At 64.3% G+C, this 17,611-nt stretch carries 16 protein-coding genes; 10 read left to right on the forward strand and 6 right to left on the reverse strand.

Annotated elements, in window-relative coordinates; translation table 11 throughout:
- Nucleotides 1-17 precede the first annotated feature (17 nt).
- The 3 genes from ATE67_RS05365 to ATE67_RS05375 are packed head-to-tail and all read left to right on the forward strand — an operon-like array spanning nucleotide 18 to nucleotide 2,763.
- Nucleotides 18-686 (forward strand): RBBP9/YdeN family alpha/beta hydrolase, encoded by a 669-nt coding sequence (locus ATE67_RS05365; RefSeq protein WP_058815580.1) that lies wholly within the window; start codon nucleotides 18-20, stop codon nucleotides 684-686.
- The gene (gene cysK / locus ATE67_RS05370) at nucleotides 683-1,603 is read left to right on the forward strand and encodes a cysteine synthase A (RefSeq protein ID WP_058815581.1); all 921 of its coding nucleotides are present in this window, start codon (nucleotides 683-685) and stop codon (nucleotides 1,601-1,603) included. The genes ATE67_RS05365 and cysK overlap by 4 nt, the downstream gene beginning before the upstream one ends.
- Nucleotides 1,604-1,611: 8 nt before the next feature.
- Nucleotides 1,612-2,763 (forward strand): cell wall hydrolase, encoded by a 1,152-nt coding sequence (locus tag ATE67_RS05375; RefSeq protein ID WP_058815582.1) that lies wholly within the window; start codon nucleotides 1,612-1,614, stop codon nucleotides 2,761-2,763.
- Between the two features lie 519 nt (nucleotides 2,764-3,282).
- Here the strand turns inward: ATE67_RS05375 and ATE67_RS05380 are convergent.
- From ATE67_RS05380 to ATE67_RS05400, 5 genes are all read right to left on the reverse strand, one after another.
- On the reverse strand, nucleotides 3,283-4,422 hold the full coding sequence (locus tag ATE67_RS05380) for a zinc-binding dehydrogenase (RefSeq protein ID WP_058815583.1): 1,140 nt from the start codon (nucleotides 4,420-4,422) through the stop codon (nucleotides 3,283-3,285).
- Between the two features lie 76 nt (nucleotides 4,423-4,498).
- The gene (locus ATE67_RS05385) at nucleotides 4,499-5,248 is read right to left on the reverse strand and encodes a 3'(2'),5'-bisphosphate nucleotidase CysQ (protein ID WP_058815584.1); all 750 of its coding nucleotides are present in this window, start codon (nucleotides 5,246-5,248) and stop codon (nucleotides 4,499-4,501) included.
- A 3-nt stretch (nucleotides 5,249-5,251) separates the two neighbouring features.
- Nucleotides 5,252-7,153: a sulfate adenylyltransferase subunit CysN gene (gene cysN, locus ATE67_RS05390; RefSeq protein ID WP_058815585.1), complete on the reverse strand. Its 1,902-nt coding sequence runs from the start codon at nucleotides 7,151-7,153 to the stop codon at nucleotides 5,252-5,254.
- Nucleotides 7,154-8,098, reverse strand: a complete 945-nt coding sequence (gene cysD, locus ATE67_RS05395) for a sulfate adenylyltransferase subunit CysD (RefSeq protein ID WP_269433432.1) — start codon at nucleotides 8,096-8,098, stop codon at nucleotides 7,154-7,156.
- Between the two features lie 36 nt (nucleotides 8,099-8,134).
- Nucleotides 8,135-9,031, reverse strand: a complete 897-nt coding sequence (locus ATE67_RS05400) for a LysR family transcriptional regulator (protein WP_058815587.1) — start codon at nucleotides 9,029-9,031, stop codon at nucleotides 8,135-8,137.
- A 100-nt stretch (nucleotides 9,032-9,131) separates the two neighbouring features.
- On the opposite strand from ATE67_RS05400, the gene ATE67_RS05405 reads away from it, so the two are divergent.
- The 4 genes from ATE67_RS05405 to ATE67_RS05420 are packed head-to-tail and all read left to right on the forward strand — an operon-like array spanning nucleotide 9,132 to nucleotide 11,338.
- Entirely contained in the window at nucleotides 9,132-10,301 is a 1,170-nt protein-coding gene (locus tag ATE67_RS05405) for an isovaleryl-CoA dehydrogenase (protein ID WP_058815588.1), read from the forward strand.
- A complete protein-coding gene (locus ATE67_RS05410; RefSeq protein WP_058815589.1) occupies nucleotides 10,298-10,648 on the forward strand; it encodes a hypothetical protein in 351 nt (116 codons plus the stop codon). The genes ATE67_RS05405 and ATE67_RS05410 overlap by 4 nt, the downstream gene beginning before the upstream one ends.
- Before the next feature lies 1 nt (nucleotide 10,649).
- Nucleotides 10,650-11,063: a VOC family protein gene (locus tag ATE67_RS05415; RefSeq protein WP_058815590.1), complete on the forward strand. Its 414-nt coding sequence runs from the start codon at nucleotides 10,650-10,652 to the stop codon at nucleotides 11,061-11,063.
- Nucleotides 11,060-11,338, forward strand: coding sequence for a hypothetical protein (locus ATE67_RS05420; RefSeq protein WP_058815591.1), 279 nt, complete (start codon nucleotides 11,060-11,062; stop codon nucleotides 11,336-11,338). Before ATE67_RS05415 ends, ATE67_RS05420 begins: the two co-directional genes overlap by 4 nt.
- 17 nt (nucleotides 11,339-11,355) lie before the next feature.
- Here ATE67_RS05420 and ATE67_RS05425 read toward each other — a convergent pair whose 3' ends face one another.
- Entirely contained in the window at nucleotides 11,356-13,440 is a 2,085-nt protein-coding gene (locus ATE67_RS05425; RefSeq protein ID WP_058815592.1) for a M13 family metallopeptidase, read from the reverse strand.
- Nucleotides 13,441-13,665: 225 nt separating this feature from the next.
- On the opposite strand from ATE67_RS05425, the gene ATE67_RS05430 reads away from it, so the two are divergent.
- The 3 genes from ATE67_RS05430 to ATE67_RS05440 all read left to right on the forward strand — a co-directional run bounded on the left by ATE67_RS05430 (nucleotide 13,666) and on the right by ATE67_RS05440 (nucleotide 17,607).
- Nucleotides 13,666-15,246, forward strand: coding sequence for a carboxyl transferase domain-containing protein (locus ATE67_RS05430; protein WP_443028735.1), 1,581 nt, complete (start codon nucleotides 13,666-13,668; stop codon nucleotides 15,244-15,246).
- A gap of 79 nt (nucleotides 15,247-15,325) precedes the next feature.
- Nucleotides 15,326-15,772 (forward strand): endonuclease domain-containing protein, encoded by a 447-nt coding sequence (locus ATE67_RS20950; protein WP_082660213.1) that lies wholly within the window; start codon nucleotides 15,326-15,328, stop codon nucleotides 15,770-15,772.
- On the forward strand, nucleotides 15,769-17,607 hold the full coding sequence (locus ATE67_RS05440; protein WP_058815595.1) for an acetyl/propionyl/methylcrotonyl-CoA carboxylase subunit alpha: 1,839 nt from the start codon (nucleotides 15,769-15,771) through the stop codon (nucleotides 17,605-17,607). Before ATE67_RS20950 ends, ATE67_RS05440 begins: the two co-directional genes overlap by 4 nt.
- The last annotated feature ends 4 nt before the right edge of the window (nucleotides 17,608-17,611 follow it).

A 17,611-nucleotide genomic window follows, 5' to 3' on the forward strand; every position in this document is an offset into this window, starting at 1 on the left:
TCGATGGAGAACCTCCGATGTCCAATGCAACGATACGCCACAAAATCCTGACGATTCCGGGCTTGCACAACAGCGGCCCCACCCATTGGCAAAGCTTGTGGGAGCATAAATTCGCCGACTGCGAGCGAGTCGAACTCGGCCGCTGGTCGAACCCCGACAAGGACGAATGGGTCAAGCGTATCGGCGAGGCGATCGAAGACCAGCCCGAGCCCGTGCTGATCGCGGCGCACAGCCTCGGCTGCCATGCGTTCGCCCACTGGTTTGCCGCCGCCAGCGCGGTCACGCGCACACGCATCGCCGGCGCCCTGCTGGTCGCGCCACCCGAATTGTCGCGTCTGCGGCACGAAAACCGGGTCTATGGTTTTGGCGACACGCCAGGCTTCACCTCGCGGACGCCGATGGTGGTCGTCGCAAGCGACAACGATCCCTATGCCAAGACCGCGCATGTCTGGCGCCTGTCGCGGCAATGGGATGCGCGCTTCGTCAATGCCGGGCCGTTCGGGCACATCAATGCCGACTCGGGGATCGGCGACTGGCCTTATGGACAGTATCTGCTCGCCTCGTTACAACCCGCGCCGCTGCCCGCCCTGGCTGACGAGACCCAGTGGCTGCGCGCCGGAGACTGGCCGAACCGCGTCCGCCTCGACCCGCGGTTCGAATATAAAGAAAGAGCACAGCGACCATGAAAGCCAATTCCATCCTCGATACCATTGGGAACACGCCGCACATCCGCGTGGCCAAGCTGTTCCCCGACGCCGAAGTCTGGGTGAAATCGGAGCGCAGCAATCCCGGTGGGTCGATCAAGGATCGGATCGGACTTGCGATGATCGAGGCGGCCGAACGCGACGGCAGCCTGAAACAAGGCGGCACCATCGTCGAGCCGACGTCGGGGAACACCGGCATCGGGCTCGCGATGGCCGCAGCAGTCAAGGGCTACAAGCTCGTCCTCGTCATGCCCGAGAGCATGTCGCTCGAACGCCGCCGGCTCATGCTGGCCTATGGCGCGACCTTCGACCTGACGCCGCGCGAAAAAGGCATGAAGGGCGCGATCGAGCGCGCCATCGAACTGGTCGAGACGACCCCCGGCGCGTGGATGCCCCAGCAGTTCGAGAATGAGGCGAACATCGACGTTCATGTCCGCACGACCGGCCCCGAAATCCTCGCCGACTTCAAGGACACCCCGATCGACGTCCTGATTACCGGCGTCGGCACCGGCGGCCATATCACCGGCACCGCGCAGTTCCTTAAAGCACATTGGCCGAACCTGAAGGTGTTCGCGGTCGAGCCCGAAGCCTCGCCGGTCATTTCGGGCGGCCAGCCCTCCCCGCATCCCATCCAAGGCATCGGCGCCGGCTTCATCCCGCGCAACCTGCATACCGACCTGCTCGACGGCGTGATCAAGGTCGATGCCGCCGCCGCGAAGGATTTCGCGCGCCGCGCCGCGACCGAAGAAGGCATGCTCGTCGGTATCTCGTCGGGCGCGACGCTTGCCGCCATCGCACAAAAGATCGCCGAGCTGCCCCAAGGCAGTCGCGTTCTCGGCTTCAACTATGACACCGGCGAGCGCTATTTGTCGGTTCCCGATTTCCTCCCCGAAATCTGATCCCCATAATGCCCCTTGCAGGCGAACAGGCGATGCCGCTGCGGCGCGACTGGACGGGCTGGCTGTTCGTCCTGTTGACCGTCGCGGCGATCGTCGCCGTGCTCTATGCGAGCAACCACACGGGCGCAGGCAAGCATGGCGTGCGGCCGCACCCGGTTGCTCCGCCCGCCGACGTCGTTCCCGAGGTGGCGCCGATGGAACTGGCGCCAGTCACCGAAGCCGACGCCAAGGCTCAGAATGCCGAGATCCCGCTCGTTACCAAAGGTTTCGTTGCGGCACGGCCGTTCGTCTATGCCGGCAGTGGCGACGGGCGCGCCCGCGCGCGCGACTGCCTTGCCGCGGCGATGCTCTATGAGGCCGGCGACGATGCGAAGGGCCAGCAGGCGGTCGGCCAGGTCGTGATCAACCGCGCGCGTCATCCCGCCTTCCCCAAGTCGATCTGCGGCGTCGTGTTCCAGGGTTCGGAACGTACGACCGGTTGCCAGTTTACCTTTACCTGCGACGGCGCGCTGAGCCGCCGCTATTCCGATGACGCGTGGGCGCGCGCGCAGGCCAACGCGGAGATGATGTTGTCGGGCACCGTCTATTCGCGCGTAGGCTTGGCGACGCACTACCACACGGACTGGGTGCGCCCCTATTGGAGCGACAGCCTCGAGAAGATCGCGATCGTCGATACGCACCTGTTTTTTCGCTGGCCGGGCTTTTGGGGAACGCCGGGCGCTTTTCGCGGCGCGGTCTCGGGCAACGATGTCGGCATCGCGAAGATGGCGGCGCTGTCCCATGCGCATGCGCTAGCCGTCGGAACGCTGCCGGTGACGGCAGTCGCGGGCGTCGACGCCAATGCTGCGGTCGAAACCAAGGTGGTGGCGGGGGCAGGCGAGCGCGCAGGCCGCGACACCATCTATGTCGCGCTCGACCGCAAGGCGGCGCCCGAAAGCTTCGTGACGACCGCCCTGCGCCTGTGCGGCGAAAAGCCCTATTGCAAGTTCATGGGCTGGACCAACCCGACGCTGAAACCCGACAGCGACGCGATGAGCGACATGCAGCGATCCGCAATGAGCTTCTCTTACCTGCGCGACGACAAGGCGGGGTTCGAAAAGGCGCTGTGGAACTGCGGCGAGTATAAGCGCGACGATCTGCGTCAGTGCATGAAGCGCTAGCGGCCGACTCCTCGGGATGTCGGCTTTATATTGGCAGATTCAACGGGGTCATCGCGGCCCGGATCTTCAAAGTTCAGGAAAGTTCAGCGCAGTGCATCGCCCGATTTGGGGCGGGAGGATTGCCGAACGCATCGCGCACGCCGCGACCGCAAGCTGGAGCGCAACTCCGGTCATCCACCAGATGAAAGAGCCGGATAAAGGCTGACCCAGCCGGATAATAGAGGGAACGCCTATTTTCAGGCGGTTCGGCTTTGGGGTGGGAAGCAGAAGTTAAAATAGTCCGTCGCCCCCGCGAAGGCGGGGGCCGCAGTCGGCCTTGCGCAACGGCTCCAGCGGCCCCCGCCTTCGCGGGGGCGACGGCAACTTCCGGTCGTTAGCGGTCACCTCCCTTTTCCGTTCGTGTCGAGCGAAGTCGAGACACCCATCAACCTCGCGCCACGCCGAGGGGCATCTCGACTTCGCTCGATGCGAACGGCGGTAGGTTAGGCAGCTTCCGGTCGCAACCGGGCGTAACCTTCCCTACCCGTGCGGCTTGATCAGATATTTCTCGCCCGTGCGCTTCGCATTGTACGCATGCGCGACATCAACGTTCAGCGCCTCCGTCAGCGAGATTTCGTGGCTGTAGTGGCTCTTGAACGTCGTCGTTAGCTCGTCGACCACGCGCTTGCGCATCTGGCCCACCGTTTCCATGCCCGCCTTGGCCATAAAGGGCGTCAGCAGGAAACCGCCCAGCCCCCAGGTCAAGCCGAAGCTGCGCGCCGAGAAGGTGGTCGGCGACAGGTCGAGCGCGCCATAGATATAGACCTGCTTGAACGTATCCGAACCATAGCGGCTGTAGGTCGTCATCTTCCGCACCGCCGCAGCTTCCATCGCGGTCAATATCTGCCCCGCCAGCTTGCCACCGCCGGTCGCGTCGAAGCCGATCGTGGCGCCGGTCTCGGCGATCGCATCGACGAGGCGATCCATGAAATCGTCGGCGCCGCTGTTGACGACATGCTGCGCGCCGATGCCCTTCAGTATGGCGACCTGCTCGTCGCTGCGCACGATATTGACGAGCGGAATCCCGTCCTTCGCGCAAATCTTGACGAGCATCTGGCCGAGGTTCGATGCCGCGGCGGTGTGGACGATCGCGCTGTGGTTCTCCATCCGCATCGTTTCGGTGAAGGCCAGGCTGGTCAGCGGATTGACGAAGCAGGAGGCCCCGTCGACCGGGTCGGTGCCGTCAGGCAGAGGCATCGTCATCTGAACGGGAAGGCAGCGATATTCGGCGTACATCTCGCCGCCCAGCAGCGCGACGGTCTTGCCGACCAGCGCTTGCGCTTCCGGCGAGTCGCCAGCTTTCACTACCACGCCGCACCCCTCGTTGCCGATCGCCAGCGCATCGCCGATGCGGCCGCCCATCGCGCGCATGCCTGCTGGCGGCACGTCGGCGGAGATCATCGGCAGGCCGTCGCGTTCCCCCGCCCGCGCGGTCGACATGTCCGCCCCGCCGAACAGCAGGCCGAGATCCGAGGGATTGATCGGCGTCGCGAGCACCTTCACCAGCACCTCGTGCGGCTTGGGCTCTGGCATCGGGCGGCGCTCGAAATAGACCTCGAGCTGCCCCTCGGGCTTCACGAGCGTCATCATGACGGTGTTGGTGGTGGGCAAATCGGTCATCGCGCATCTCCCGTTGTTCGGTTTTTGGATGCAACCGAATTAGGGCGCGCCGGCTGTGCTGGCAATGCCCGGCAGATCAGCCCGGCGAATATTCCGCAGCGAGGCGCAGCACCTCTTCGGCCAGTTCTTTCCGACAGATCAGCAGGTCAGGCAGATAGGGGTCTGCGCAATTATAGACGAGCGGCGAGCCGTTGACGCGGCTGACGTGCAGACCTGCCGCGACGGCCACCGCTGCCGGTGCGCAATTGTCCCACTCATATTGCCCGCCGGTATGAAGGTAGATGTCGGCCTCGCCGCGCACGACCGCCATCGCCTTGGCGCCTGCCGAGCCCATCTCGAGCAGTTCGGCGCCCAGCTTCTCGGCTACATAAACGGCTTCGGCGGCGGGTCGGGTGCGGCTGACCAGCATTTTGAGGGGGACATTTGCAGGCTCGAGCGGCTTCGGGGACCCTGAGGTCAAGGTTAGCCCCAAGCCGGGTAACGCCACCGCGCCGACCTTCGGCACGCCCTGGATCGCGAGCGCGACGTGCACCGCCCAGTCGCTGCGGCCCTCGCTATACTCGCGCGTACCGTCGAGCGGATCGACGATCCAAGCGCGCCTGTTGTCGCAGCGGACGACATTGTCCTTCTCTTCTTCGGACAGGATCGCGTCGTCGGGACGCGCCGCGCGCAGTTCGTGCATCAGCATCGCGTTGGCGCGCGCGTCGCCGGCCTGTCCCAACGACTTGCCGACAAATTTCCCCGATGCCTGAAGGTCGAGCAGCATCAGGCCCGCCGCTGTGGCGAGCAGTTCGGCCAGTCGCTCGTCACTTTCTTCCGCGGCCATGACTTACCCCAGCAAGCGATCGATGATCAGGTCTGCCGCTTCATCGGGCGTCATCGCGGTCGTGTCGATCCGGATTTCAGGCTGCTCGGGTGCTTCATAGGGACTGTCGATGCCGGTGAAATTCTTAAGCTGGCCTGCCCGCGCCTTTTTGTAGAGGCCCTTCACGTCGCGCTTCTCGGCTTCGGCGAGTGGCGTGTCGATGAAGATTTCGAGGAACTCGCTCTCTGGCAGCATCGAGCGCACCATCTCCCGCTCGGCCCTGAACGGCGAAATGAAAGCGGTGATCACGATGAGCCCCGCGTCGGTCATCAGCTTCGCGACCTCACCGACGCGGCGGATATTCTCGATCCGGTCGGCCTCGGTGAAGCCGAGGTCGCGGTTGAGCCCGTGGCGGACGTTGTCGCCATCGAGCAGGAAGCTGTGGCGGTTCATCCGGTGCAGCTTCTTCTCGACGATGTTGGCAATCGTCGACTTGCCCGACCCCGACAGGCCGGTGAACCACAGCAAGGCGGGCTTCTGGTTCTTGAGGTTCGCGCGCATATCGCGGCTGATGTCGGTCGCCTGCCAATGGACATTCTGGGCGCGGCGAAGGCTGAAGTGCAGCATCCCCGCCGCGACGGTGGCGTTGGTGAGCTTGTCGATCAGGATGAAGCCGCCGAGCGCATGATTGTCCGCATAGGCTTCGAACACGATCGGCTTGTCGGTCGACAGTTCGACGACGCCGATGCCGTTGAGGTCAAGCGTCTTCGCCGCGAGATGGTCGAGCGTGTTGACGTTGATCTCGTACTTCGGCTGCTGGATCGTTGCCGAGACCGTCTGCGTCGCAAGCTTCAGCCAATAGGCGCGGCCCGCGATCATCGCCTCGTCGGCCATCCAGACGAGTGTCGCCTCGAACTGGTCGGCCGCTTCGGGCGGATTGTCGGCTGCCGCGATCACATCGCCGCGCGAGCAGTCGACCTCGTCGCCAAGCGTCAATGTGACCGACTGACCGGCGACAGCTTCGTCGAGATCGCCATCAAGAGTGACGATGCGATCAACGGTCGTGGTCTTGCCGCTCGGCAGGATACGCACTGCATCGCCGGGCTTGATGGTGCCGCTCGCAAGCTGCCCGGAGAAACCGCGGAAGTCGAGGTTCGGACGGTTTACCCATTGCACCGGCATACGGAACGGCTTGGCTTCATCGGCAGCGGCGCCGATTTCGACATTCTCGAGGTGCTCGATCAGCGCCGGTCCCTTGAACCAGGGCGTATTGTCCGAAAGCGCGGTGATATTGTCGCCCTTGAAGCCCGAAATCGGGATCGCGGTGAAATTGGTGATGCCGATCTCGCTCGCGAACGCCCGGTAGGCAAGCGTGATGCGGTCGAACACGGTCTTGTCGTACCCGACAAGATCCATCTTGTTCACCGCGAGCACGATGTGCCGGATGCCGAGCAGGTGCGCGAGGAAGCTGTGCCGCCGCGTCTGGGTGAGCACGCCCTTGCGCGCGTCGATCAGGATGACGGCGAGGTCGGCGGTCGAGGCCCCCGTGACCATGTTGCGTGTATATTGCTCATGCCCCGGCGTGTCGGCGACGATGAACTTGCGCTTCTCGGTCGTGAAAAAGCGGTAGGCGACGTCGATCGTGATCCCCTGCTCGCGCTCGGCGGCGAGGCCGTCGACGAGCAAGGCGAAATCGATCTCCTGCCCCTGCGTACCGACGCGCTTGCTGTCGGCTTCGAGCGCGGCGAGTTGGTCCTCGAAGATCATCTTCGAGTCATAGAGCAGCCGGCCGATCAGCGTCGACTTGCCGTCGTCGACCGATCCGCAAGTGATGAAACGCAGCAGCGATTTCTTTTCGTGGCCCGCGAGATAGGCGTCGATATCCTCCGCAATGAGGGCGTCGGTGACGTAAACAGGATCGGTCATTTAGAAGTACCCTTCCTGCTTCTTTTTCTCCATCGACGCGTCGCCGCCATCCTTGTCGATTATGCGCCCTTGGCGTTCGCTGGTCGTGGTGAGCAGCATTTCCTGAATGACTTCGGACAGCGTCGTCGCCTCGCTCTCGACCGCGCCCGTCAGCGGGTAGCAGCCGAGGGTACGGAAACGCACCGAGCGTTCGACCGGCGTCTCGCCGGGCAGCAGCGGGAAGCGGTCGTCGTCGACCATCAGCAACAGGCCGTCGCGCTCGACCGTCGGACGCGGCGCGGCGAAATAGAGCGGCACGATCGGGATGTTTTCGCGCGCGATATATTGCCAGATGTCGAGCTCGGTCCAGTTCGAGATCGGGAAGACGCGGATGCTCTCCCCTTTCGCCTTGCGGGCGTTGTAAAGATTCCAGAGCTCGGGCCGCTGCTTCTTCGGATCCCAGCCGTGGCTTGCGGTGCGGAAGGAGAAGATGCGTTCCTTGGCGCGGCTTTTCTCCTCGTCACGCCGCGCACCGCCAAAGGCCACGTCGAAGCCGTGGAGGTCGAGCGCTTGTTTGAGACCTTCGGTCTTCCACATGTCGGTATGCAGCGGGCCGTGGTCGAACGGATTGATCCCGCGCTCCTTCGCCTCGGGATTCTGATAGACGATGAGTTCCATGCCGCTCTCTGCCGCCATGCGGTCGCGCAGTTCGTACATCGCCTGGAATTTCCATGTGGTGTCGACGTGGAGCAACGGGAACGGCGGTGGCGAGGGATAGAAGGCCTTGCGCGCGAGATGAAGCATCACCGCGCTGTCCTTGCCCACGCTGTAGAGCATCACGGGCTTCGCCGCGTCGGCCATCACTTCGCGCATGATATGAATGCTCTCGGCCTCCAGCCGGTCGAGATGGGTCAGCGTATCGGTCATGCCTTGCCCTTGCCGACGCGGATGACGGCGGGCAAGCAGTATGGCCTTTCGGGGGTGCAAGCCAGACTTGAAAGGTCAGCCATTGGCGCGTGCATCCTGCCAGTCCGCCGCGGCGCGTTGCAACGCCGCGAGCGCGCGGGAGAGGCGCTGTTCCATCTCGGGCTGTGCAAGCCAAGCCGGATCGACCAGCAGGCCAAGCTCGCGCCGGAAGTCATAGCCGCTGACCTTGATCGCAACGACGCCATCGATGGCAAGCGATGCCGGCGCCGTCGTGATTCCCACCCCTGCGGCCACCATCCGCAGGCAGCGATCGTCGCTGTCGCTGCGAAGTGCAAAGCGCGGGCGCACGCGGTGGCGGGTGAAGAAACGGCTCGTCGCATCGAGCAACTCGCATGAGCGACGCGCAATCATCGTTTCGGTGGCTAATTCCTCGGGGCCGACCTCGCCCTGCCCCGCCAGCGGATGGTCGGCAGCGACAAGCATGACGAAAGGTTCCTCATAAAGCGGAATGACGCTCGGTTCGCGTTCTCCCTGACGCAGCGGCACAAGGGCAATGTTGAGGCGCCCGCCATGGATCGCGGCGCGGAGTTCGGAGTCGCTATTCTCGCTGATCTCTAGCGCAAAGTCGCGCGATAGCAGCGTAGCAACGATCTGGAAGAACTCGCCCGGCACCGAACGGATCGTTCCGAGCTTGAGCACCGGCTTATCGCTTTCCTCAGCGCGGCCAAAGCCGTCGGCGGACCGAAAGCCCCGTTCAAGGTCGCGCGCGATCGGCAGGAATCGCCCGCCGGCTTCAGTGAGCCTGATCTGGCGACGGTTACGGATGAAGAGCGGCGCGCCGACAAGGCGTTCGAGGTCCGCGATGCCGGTCGACAACGCCGGCTGGGTGACGCGGATTTGTTGCGCGGCGCGCGTGAAGCTGCCGGCATCGACGACGGCGAGGAACTGCCGGATATGCGAACGCTTTATCATAAGAATTTCTTATGCTGAAACGCGTGAAGTTTCAATTTTCATATGAAGGCGCTTTGAGGCAAAACCGCGACCTGTTCCGCCGCTGACCGAAGGGACCCTCATGCGCGCCACCCCCGATTTCGATTTCGCGCTCGGCGAAACCGCCGACATGATCCGCGACACGACCGCCCGCTTCGCCGACGAACAGATCACTCCGCTTGCCGCCAAGGCCGACGCCGAAGACTGGTTCCCGCGCGACGAATTGTGGACGCAGATGGGCGCGCTCGGCCTGCACGGCATCACCGTCGAGGAAGAGTTCGGCGGGCTCGGCCTCGGCTATCTCGAGCATGTCATCGCGGTCGAGGAAGTCAGCCGCGCCAGCGCCGCCATCGGCCTCTCTTACGGCGCGCACTCGAACCTCTGCGTCAACCAGATCCGCCGATGGGGCAATGCCGAGCAGAAGGCGAAATATCTGCCCAAACTGATCAGCGGCGAGCACGTCGGCAGCCTCGCGATGTCCGAAGCCGGCGCCGGCAGCGACGTCGTGTCGATGAAGCTGAAGGCGGACAGAGTTCAGGGCGGCTATGTCCTCAACGGCACCAAATTCTGGATTACCAACGCCACTTACGCGGACACACTGGTCGTTTACGCAAAGACCAGCCCGGACGCAGGGTCGCGCGGCATCACCGCCTTCCTGATCGAAAAGGATATGCCGGGGTTCAGCATCGGTCAGAAGATCGACAAGGTGGGGATGCGCGGATCGCCAACCGCCGAGCTGGTTTTCACCGACTGCGAGGTGAGCGAAGAGCAGGTCATGGGGCCCGAGAATGGCGGCGTCGGGGTGCTGATGTCGGGCCTCGATTACGAACGCGTCGTGCTCGCGGGGCTCCAGCTCGGCATCATGCAGGCGTGCCTCGACACGGTCATCCCCTATGTTCGCGAGCGCAAGCAGTTCGGCAAGCCGATCGGGTCGTTCCAGCTGATGCAGGCGAAAGTCGCCGACATGTATGTGATGCTCCAGTCGGCGCGCTCCTATGTCTATAATGTCGCCAAGGCGTGCGACGCGGGGCAGACGACGCGCTTCGACGCCGCGGGCTGCATCCTTCTCGCGAGCGAGAATGCGGTGAAAGTCGCGGGCGAGGCGATCCAGGCGCTGGGCGGCGCGGGCTACACGAAGGACTGGCCGGTTGAGCGCTACTGGCGCGACGCCAAGCTGCTCGACATCGGCGCGGGGACGAACGAGATCCGCCGTATGCTGATCGGCCGCGAGCTGATCGGCGCCGGCGCGTGATCTGGCTCTGGCTGTCGGCCGCCTGCATGGTGACGACGGCCGCGGTGCACGGCTTTCTGGGCGAGCGGCGGCTGATCCGGCCGCTGATGATGCTCGACCAGGGCGTGATGGGCGTCGATCTGGCGCGCAGGGTATTCCGGCTGGCATGGCATGCCCTGTCGCTGCTGATGCTGGTATCGGCGGCGTCGGTCGTCTGGCCGGGCACGCCGCGCGAGCTGATCCTTCTGATCGGCGCCGCGTGGACCGCCACCGGCCTGTTTGACGCTCTCTATACGCGCGGCCGGCATATCGGTTGGCCGGTGCTGACGGCCTCAGGCATCTTCGCGCTGGCAGGCGCGTTGGCTTAGCATGCGCGGGCTCGTCCATCACATCGACCTGACGGTCACCGACAAGGAGCGCTCGCGCGCCTTCTACGACGCCGTACTCGGCTTCATGGGGTATCGGCGCGCTGCCGATTATGACCATGGCAGCGACTGGGACCGCGCGGGCGAGCCCTTTCATTCGATTGGCATCCTCGAAGCGTGCGGCGACGGCGCAGCGCGAGTCCACGACCGCTATTCGCCGGGCTTGCACCATCTCGCCTGGGCCGCCGACAGCCGTGAAGATGTCGATGCGCTCCATGGTTTGCTGCGCAGCATCGATGCAACGGTGCTCGATCCGCCCGCCGATTACCCGCAGTACGGCCGCGTCTATTATGCGGTTTTCTTTGCCGATCCCGACGGGCTGAAACTGGAATTTGTTTTCGGAGCGACCGGCTCATGAGCGAGACGATGCTGGACGTGCTGCAATATTATGGCGCCGCCGCCTCGACGCTCGCGGCGCTACTCGTGTCGCTGAACCTCGGCGAGCGCTGGACCGGCTGGGCTTTCGTGATCTTCGTGACCAGCAGCCTCGCGCTGATCGGCTGGGGCTTCCTGCAGCCCGACAGCGAAGGCATCGGCTGGCAGAATGTCGCGCTGCTCTGCATCAACCTCGTCGGCGTCTACAGCCATCTGATCCGAAAGAAGCCCGCCCGAAAGAATGAGGGCGGAGCATGATGCTCCGCCCCGTCGGCTCAACCCCAGACCCGCACGCGCTTGTCGGGCGCGAGGTAGAGCTTGTCGCCTTCCTTGACGTCGAATGCCTTGTACCAGGCGTCGAGGTTGCGGACCGTCAGCGCGCGGTACATGCCCGGCGCATGGCCGTCGGTCGCGACGCGCGCGCGCAGCGCCTCGTCGCGCATCTTCGTTGCCCAGGTCTGCGCAAAGGCGATGAAGAAGCGCTGGTCGCCGGTGAAGCCGTCGATAACCGGCGCCTCCTTGCCGCCGAGCGACGCGCGGTACGCGTCATAGGCAGCCTGCAGGCCCGCAACGTCCGCGATATTTTCCCCCAGCGTCAGCTTGCCGTTCACGGCAAGGTCGGGGAACGGCTTGTAGGTGTCGTATTGCGCCGCGAGCGCAGCGCCCGCGGCGTTGAACTTCGCCAGATCTTCGGCCGTCCACCAGTTGCGCAGCGCGCCGGTGGAGTCGAACGCCGCGCCATTATTGTCGAAGCTGTGGCTGATCTCATGCCCGATCACCGCACCGATCGCGCCATAATTATACGCCGGGTCGGCCTTGGCGTTGAAGAACGGCGGCTGCAGGATCGCAGCGGGGAAGTTCAGCGCGTTCTGGACCGGCAGATTGACGGCGTTGACCGTCTGCGGTGTCATCCACCATTCGGCTTTGTCGAACGGCTTGCCGATCTTGGCAAGCTGGTGGACATATTCGGCCTTCTCGCCCGCCACGACATTGCCATAAGCGTTGTGGGGGCTGACGGTGTAGCTGCCGTAGTCGCGCCAGGTTTCGGGGTAGCCGACGCCGACGACGATCGTCTCCACCTTCTTGACTGCTTCCTTCTTGGTTTCGGGCGCCATCCAGTCGATCGCGTTTACGCGCTTGGCGAAGGCGGCCTTGATGCCCGTCACCATGTCGCCAACTTCGGCCTTCGCCGAGGCCGGGAAATATTTCTCCGCGTACACGCGGCCAACCGCGTCGCCGAGGTCGGTGTTCAGCGCGTCGAGCGCGCGCTTGTCGCGGCTGCGCTGCTCCGGTGTGCCCGAAAGCGTCGTGCCGTAAAAAGCAAAGTGCGCGTTATCGAGCGCGGTCGGCAGCACATCGGTGTGCGTGTTGATCTGGTGAAACGCGAGCCAATCCTTCCAAGCATCGAGCGGCTCCGACGCCACGAGCGCCGACAAGCCGGCAATCGCCTTCGCGTGATAGGCGCCGAACTTGCTCGCCTTGTTGAGCCCCGCGGCGGCAAGATAAGCGTCCCAGTCGATGCCGGGCGCCTTCTTCGCGAAATCGGCCTTGGTCCAGACGCCCGCCGATTTGGCAAAATCCTCACTCTCGGCACGGTCCGCATGGGCCCGGGCGATCTTGGCTTCCAAATCATAGATCCGCTTCGCCTTCGCTTCGACATCCGTCTGCCCCGCAGCGGTCAGCAGCTTGGCGATATAAGCCTGATACTGCGTACGGATCGTCGCCATCTTCGGATCGGCAGAGAGATAATATTCGCGCTCGGGCAGACCCAAACCGCCCTGCAGCACATAGGGGATGACTTCGCCGGGGGTCGCGAGGCCCTGCGTGACGAAGATTCCGAAGAGGTTTTCGGTCGCATAGTCGGTCGCGTTCAGCGGATCGACGTCGGCGCGCGTCTGCTCGCCGAGCACCTTCGAGAGCGAGGTCTTGTCGGTGATCGCGTCGAAGCGCGCGAGATCGGCCTGGACCGGCTTCATTCCTGCGGCGTCGATCGCCTTGGTGTTCATATAGGCGTTATAAAAGGCAGCGATGCGGCCATCGTCCGTATCCGGCTCGCCCCCGCTTTTGACGATCGCGTCGACCAGTTCGCGGGTGCGCTTCTCGGTCTCAAGGAATGCGATGTAGAAGGCGCCGATCGAGGAGCGGTCGGCCGGGATCGCGGTCGTCTTTTGCCAGTTGCCGTTGGCATAGGCGTAGAAGTCGTCGCCCGGCTTCACGCTGGTGTCCATCGCCGCCTTGCTGATGCCGAGTTCGGTGCCGACGGTATAGCTGGCGTCGGCCTTGTCGCCCTTGGAACAGGCGACCGGCCCGGCGACGATCGCGGCGGTCGAAAGCAAAATGGCAAAGACGGCTTTTTTCATGGGAATAACCTTATTCTCAGGGACGCACACAATTGGGATAGGCCTGGGGCGAAGTGGTTTCAATGCAAACCAAAGTCTGCGTGTGGTCCTTTCCATTCGACGAGCCGCGGGGTAATCCCGCTCGACTTCAAAGGGAGAGTTTAAGACGTGAGCGCACCTGTTCTGGGCACGATGGTCAACGCCGACAGCGACGCCTATCGCGCCAATGCTGCGCACAATCGCGGACTGCGCGACGAGCTGCATGCGCGCGTCGCCGAGGCGGCGCTGGGCGGCAACGAGAAGTCGCGCGAGCGGCATACCAGCCGCGGCAAGCTGCTACCGCGCGAGCGCGTCGAGCGGCTTCTCGATCCGGGCTCGCCCTTCCTCGAGATCGGCCAGCTCGCGGCGTGCGACATGTATGAGGGCGAGGTTCCGGGCGCCGGGATGATCGCCGGCATCGGCCGCGTGTCGGGCAAGCAGACGATGATCGTGTGCAACGACGCCACGGTGAAAGGCGGCACCTATTATCCGATGACGGTGAAGAAGCATCTTCGCGCGCAGGAGATTGCCGAGGCGAACCGCCTGCCCTGCGTCTACCTCGTCGACAGCGGCGGCGCGAACCTGCCGCACCAGGACCAGGTCTTTCCCGACCGCGACCATTTCGGGCGCATCTTTTTCAATCAGGCGAATATGTCGGCGAAGCGCATTCCGCAGATCGCCTGCGTGATGGGAAGCTGCACCGCGGGGGGTGCCTATGTCCCGGCGATGTCGGACGAGACCGTCATCGTGCGCAATCAGGGCACGATCTTCCTCGCTGGCCCGCCGCTGGTGAAGGCCGCGACGGGGGAAGAGATCAGCGCCGAGGATCTGGGCGGAGGCGACCTGCATGCCAAGAAATCGGGCGTGGTCGACCATCTGGCCGAGAATGACGAGCATGCGCTGACGATCGTGCGCGATATTATGTCGCACCTCTCTGGTCCGTTCGTGTCGAGCGAAGTCGAGACACCGGGAGGTCATGCGCGTACGATGGGCATCTCCACTTCGCTCGATGCGAACGGAATGAGGGAGCCAAGGCCGCCGAAATATGATGCCGAAGAGCTGTATGGCATCATCCCGCAGGACGTCCGCGCGCCCTATGATGTGCACGAGGTGATCGCGCGGATCGTCGACGGCAGCGAGTTTCACGAGTTCAAGGCGAACTATGGCGCGACGCTCGTCTGCGGTTTCGCGCATATCTGGGGCATCCCGGTCGCGATCCTCGCCAACAATGGCGTGCTGTTCAGCGAGAGCGCGGTCAAGGGCGCGCATTTCATCGAGCTGGCGCAGCAGCGGCGCATTCCCCTGCTCTTCCTGCAGAATATCAGCGGCTTCATGGTCGGCGGCAAATATGAAGCCGAGGGCATCGCGAAGCATGGCGCAAAGCTGGTGACGGCGGTGGCGACCGCGACGGTGCCGAAGATCACCGTGCTGATCGGCGGCAGCTTCGGCGCGGGCAATTACGGCATGTGCGGGCGCGCTTACTCGCCGCGCTTCCTCTTCACCTGGCCCAATGCGCGGATCAGCGTGATGGGCGGCGAACAGGCGGCAAGCGTGCTGGCAACGGTCCACCGCGACGCCGACAAATGGACGCCCGAGGAAGCCGAAGCCTTCAAGGCGCCGATCCGCCAGAAATATGAGGATGAGGGCAATCCCTATCACGCGACGGCGAGGCTGTGGGACGATGGCATCATCGACCCTGCGCAGACACGCGACGTGCTGGGGCTGGCCTTTGCCGCGACGCTGAACGCTCCGGTCGAGGACCGCGGGTTCGGCGTGTTCAGGATGTGATCATGCACCGGCAGATCGAAGTGATCCTCCCCGGTACGGGGAGGGGGACCATCCGTAGGATGGTGGAGGGGCACATGCCATGATTACCGGCCCCCGCGACACACTGAAACGTGCACGCAAACTGCGCAGCGAAATGAGCCTCCCCGAACGGATGCTTTGGCGTATCCTGCGGGAGCGACCGGAAGGTTTCAAATTCCGGCGCCAGCATCCGGCAGGCATCTATATTCTCGATTTCTATTGCCCGGCGGTGCGCCTTGCTGTCGAGGTCGACGGATTGACACATGACGGCGAGCATGCCGTGCGACACGATGCTGCTCGGTCGAGCTTTCTGAAGTCGCAACATGTCGCAACGCTGCGTGTACCGGCACCTGCCATCATGACAAATCTGGAGGGTGCGGTGACGAGAATAACCGAAGTGTGCAAGGAACGCGCGATGAAGATCAGTGCACGGCAAGGCGAGCCGCCTGTGCCCCTCCACCATCCTGCGGATGGTCCCCCTCCCCGTGCCGGGGAGGAGCGGCTGTGATCATCTCCCTCCTCATCGCCAATCGTGGCGAGATCGCCTGCCGTATCATCCGCACCGCGCGCGAGATGGGCATCAGGACCGTTGCGGTCTATTCGGACGCCGATGCCAAGGCGCTGCATGTGCGCGAGGCCGACGAGGCCGTGCATATCGGGCCATCGCCGGCGCGCGAATCCTATCTGATCGGCGAGAAGATCATCGCGGCAGCAAAAGCGACCGGCGCCGAGGCCATCCATCCGGGCTACGGCTTCCTGTCCGAGAATGCCGAGTTCGCGCAGGCGGTCGCCGATGCCGGGCTCGTCTGGGTCGGACCCAAACCCTCGTCGATCACCGCGATGGGGCTGAAGGACGCCGCCAAGAAGCTGATGGCCGATGCCGGGGTGGCGGTGACGCCGGGCTATATGGGCGTAAATCAGGATCCCGCCCACCTCGCCGAACAGGCCGCGCAGATCGGCTATCCGGTGCTGATCAAGGCAGTCGCGGGCGGCGGCGGCAAGGGGATGCGCAAGGTCGATGCTGCGGCGGACTTCGCCGACGCACTGGCCTCGTGCCAGCGCGAGGCGGCGGCGTCGTTCGGCAACGACCATGTGCTGATCGAGAAATATATCCTGACCCCGCGCCATATCGAGGTGCAGGTGTTCGGCGACACGCACGGCAATGTCGTTCACCTGTTCGAGCGCGATTGCTCTCTGCAGCGCCGACACCAGAAGGTGATCGAGGAAGCCCCCGCCCCCGGCATGGACGAAGCGACGCGTGCCGAGCTCTGCGCCGCCGCGGTGCGCGCCGCGAAGGCCGTGGACTATGTCGGCGCGGGGACGATCGAGTTCATCGCCGACGCCTCCGAGGGCCTGCGCGCCGACCGCATCTGGTTCATGGAAATGAACACGCGCCTGCAGGTCGAGCATCCGGTCACCGAGGAAATCACCGGCGTCGATCTGGTCGAATGGCAGCTGCGCGTCGCGAGCGGCGAGCCGATCCCGCTGTCGCAGGACGAGCTGGCGATCAACGGCTGGGCGATGGAAGCACGGCTTTACGCGGAAGACCCGTCGAAAGGCTTCCTGCCTTCGATCGGCACCCTCGAACTCTTCCAGCTTCCCGAACATCTCGGCCGCATCGACACCGGCGTTTACGAGGGCGCCGAGGTCTCGCCCTTCTACGACCCGATGATCGCAAAGGTGATCGCCTATGGCGAAGACCGCGAGGAAGCGCGCGAGATGCTGTCGGAGATGCTGGAGGACAGCGCGATCTGGCCGGTGAAGACCAATTCGGCCTTCCTGATCGCCGCGCTCGACCATCCCGATTTCGTTGCGGGCACGGTCGACACCGGGCTGATCGGCCGCGATGGCGACAGCATGACCGCCGAGCCGATGCCTTCGGAACAAGCGCTCACAAACGCCGCGATGGCAATGGTGCGGCGCTCGCTGCAATCGGGTTTCCGCCTCAATGCCCCCGACGTGCGGACCGCGCCCTTCCTGCTCGACGGCAAGCGCGTCGATGTGACGCTGCACGGGCCGGGCGCCGAGGAGCCTGCGCCCGCGATGCTCGTCGCCGAGAGCGGCGCCGTGTGGCAGCTCACGCCCTGGCGCGCCGCTGGCGGATCAGGCGGCGGCGTCAGCGACGGCGCGATCCTGTCGCCGATGCCGGGCAAGATCATTGCGGTCGATGTCGTGGCGGGCGACAAGGTGACCAAGGGCCAGAAGCTGCTGACGCTCGAAGCGATGAAGATGGAGCATAGCCTGACGGCGCCGTTCGACGGCGTGGTCGCCGAGCTCAACGCCATCGCCGGGGCGCAGGTTCAGGTCGAGGCGCTCCTCGCGAAGATCGAGGCGGCCGAGTGAGCGA

Source organism: Sphingopyxis sp. H050, assembly GCF_001468265.1.
Classification (GTDB): Bacteria; Pseudomonadota; Alphaproteobacteria; order Sphingomonadales; family Sphingomonadaceae; genus Sphingopyxis.

Coding starts and splice junctions, on each gene's coding strand:
- ATE67_RS20950 (WP_082660213.1), top strand. CDS start 15,326: ATGATTACCGGCCCCCGCGACACACTGAAACGTGCACGCAAACTGCGC.
- ATE67_RS05425 (WP_058815592.1), bottom strand. CDS start 13,440: ATGAAAAAAGCCGTCTTTGCCATTTTGCTTTCGACCGCCGCGATCGTC.
- ATE67_RS05380 (WP_058815583.1), bottom strand. CDS start 4,422: ATGACCGATTTGCCCACCACCAACACCGTCATGATGACGCTCGTGAAG.
- ATE67_RS05400 (WP_058815587.1), bottom strand. CDS start 9,031: ATGATAAAGCGTTCGCATATCCGGCAGTTCCTCGCCGTCGTCGATGCC.
- ATE67_RS05385 (WP_058815584.1), bottom strand. CDS start 5,248: ATGGCCGCGGAAGAAAGTGACGAGCGACTGGCCGAACTGCTCGCCACA.
- ATE67_RS05365 (WP_058815580.1), top strand. CDS start 18: ATGTCCAATGCAACGATACGCCACAAAATCCTGACGATTCCGGGCTTG.
- ATE67_RS05405 (WP_058815588.1), top strand. CDS start 9,132: ATGCGCGCCACCCCCGATTTCGATTTCGCGCTCGGCGAAACCGCCGAC.
- cysK (WP_058815581.1), top strand. CDS start 683: ATGAAAGCCAATTCCATCCTCGATACCATTGGGAACACGCCGCACATC.
- ATE67_RS05420 (WP_058815591.1), top strand. CDS start 11,060: ATGAGCGAGACGATGCTGGACGTGCTGCAATATTATGGCGCCGCCGCC.
- ATE67_RS05415 (WP_058815590.1), top strand. CDS start 10,650: ATGCGCGGGCTCGTCCATCACATCGACCTGACGGTCACCGACAAGGAG.
- cysN (WP_058815585.1), bottom strand. CDS start 7,153: ATGACCGATCCTGTTTACGTCACCGACGCCCTCATTGCGGAGGATATC.
- ATE67_RS05375 (WP_058815582.1), top strand. CDS start 1,612: ATGCCCCTTGCAGGCGAACAGGCGATGCCGCTGCGGCGCGACTGGACG.